This is a genomic window from Massilia sp. CT11-108 (assembly GCF_047302915.1).
Classification (GTDB): domain Bacteria; phylum Pseudomonadota; class Gammaproteobacteria; order Burkholderiales; family Burkholderiaceae_D; genus Telluria; species Telluria orientalis.
The window spans coordinates 1-1,787 of the sequence record NZ_JBKYMO010000799.1 but is presented as its reverse complement, the minus strand read 5'-3'; the positions used below and the strand labels follow the sequence as shown (position 1 = coordinate 1,787).

The following is a 1,787-nucleotide window of genomic DNA, read 5'->3' as shown; positions in this document are numbered from 1 at the left end:
CGGCAAGCAGCTGGCCGGCGTGCTCGTGGTCCACGCCGAGCACGCGCCGCTCCACCGCGGACAGGCCCACGTCTTCGTACTCGGCGATCACCCGGGCATACTGTTCGGGAAAGCTGATCGCCAGCACGAGCCGGCCGATGTCGTGCAGCAGGCCGCCGATGAAGGCGGCATCCTGGTCGAGCCCCGCCTGGCGCGCGAGGCTGCGGGCGCACAGCGCCGTCGCGATCGAATGGCGCCAGAAGTGCGCGACGTCGACCCTGGGCCCGCCGGCGCCGCCGAAGCGGTCGATGACGGTGCTCGCCACGGCCAGCGCCCGCGCGCTGTCGAACCCGAGCACGACGATCGCCTGCTTCACCGTTTTCACCTTGGCCGGGAGGCCGTAGAACGACGAATTCGCCAGGCGCAGGATCTTCGCGGCCAGCGCCTGGTCGCGCGACATCTTTTCCGCCAGCGTCGTCACGTCGACGTCCTCGCGCCCGAACGAACTGATCAGGTCGAGCACGATGGACGGCAGCGCCGGCAGGTCGCGCAGGCGCTGCACCACCTGGGTAAGTTCCACCACGGTCGTCGTCATGCCGGCTCGATCACGATCAGCCAGCCCCGCGACTGGGAGCCGTTGCCCATCGGCTGCGCGCGGGCATGCAGCCGCTGCTCTCCGAGCTTGTGTTCGAAGGCGAAACTCGCGCCGTCCGGCAGCGGCTCGGGCAAACCCGGGAACAGCTGGCGCAGCGCGCATCCCAGCACGGGCCCCTGCGCCGCGAACAGCCCGTGCGCCGCGCGATTGGCCAGCACGATGGTGCCGGTGTCGTCGCCCGCCAGCACCGGCACGGGCACGTTGTCGAGCGCCTCGTGCACGATGTCGAGGCTGATCTCGCCCTGTTCGATGTCGCTCCGCTGGCGCGCCAGCACGGATTCGAGCTGGCGGTTCACGGCCGCGAGCTTCTGGTTCGCCGTGCGCACTTCCAGCGTGAGCAGGCGGTTTTCGTTGGCCATCGCGCCGTATGCGACCGCCTCCTGGATGTGGCCGCGCAGTTGCTCGTCGTCCCACGGCTTGGTGAGGAATTTGTAGATCGCGCCGCCGTTCACCGCGTCCGTCACCGTCTGCAGCTCGGTGTAGCCGGACAAGACGATGCGCACCGTATCCGGGTACAGCTGGCGCACCTTGCGCAGGAATTCGACGCCGGTCATCTCGGGCATGCGCTGGTCGGACACGATCAGGTCGACGGTATGTTCTTCCAGCAGCTTCAGGCCTTCGCTGCCGCTGTTCGCGGTCAGGATGCGGTAGCCGTCGCCGCGCAGCAGGCGCCGCAGCGACGACACGATGCTCGGCTCGTCGTCGACGAGCAGCAGCGTGGGTTGCGTGCGGTTGAAGCGCAGCAGGCGCGGCGCCAGGCCGGGGCCGGTCTGCAGCAGCGCGGTCAGCGCGTCGAACGGCACCGGCGCGGAGACGAAATCGCCCTGCACCGCATCGCACATGTGACGCGCCAGGAAGTCGCACTGCCCTTCGCGCTCGACGCCGTCGGCGACGACGCGCATGCCGAGGCTGTGCCCCATCGTGACGATCGCATCCACGACCGCCGCCGCGCTGTCCCCGTCGGGCACGCGCGCGATGAAGGAGCCGTCGATCTTGAGGACGTCGATCGGCAGCCGCTGCAGGTTGACGAGGCTCGACGAGCCGGTGCCGAAGCCGTCGAGGCACAGCCGGATGCCCGCGTTGCGCAACGCGTGCAGGCAGTCGGCGAGCCGGCCGGCGTCGTCCGCCAGCAGGTGCTCGGCCAGCTCCAGGT

General features: G+C 69.9%; 2 protein-coding genes. Both read right to left on the bottom strand.

From position 1 onward, the window contains the following. Nucleotides 1–574 (bottom strand): HDOD domain-containing protein (locus ACEN88_RS30835; RefSeq protein WP_413345860.1); only part of this gene is annotated, 574 nt, incomplete at its 3' end. Continuing rightward, nucleotides 571–1,787 (bottom strand): EAL domain-containing protein (locus ACEN88_RS30830; RefSeq protein ID WP_413345858.1); only part of this gene is annotated, 1,217 nt, incomplete at its 5' end. The genes ACEN88_RS30830 and ACEN88_RS30835, both read right to left, overlap by 4 nt.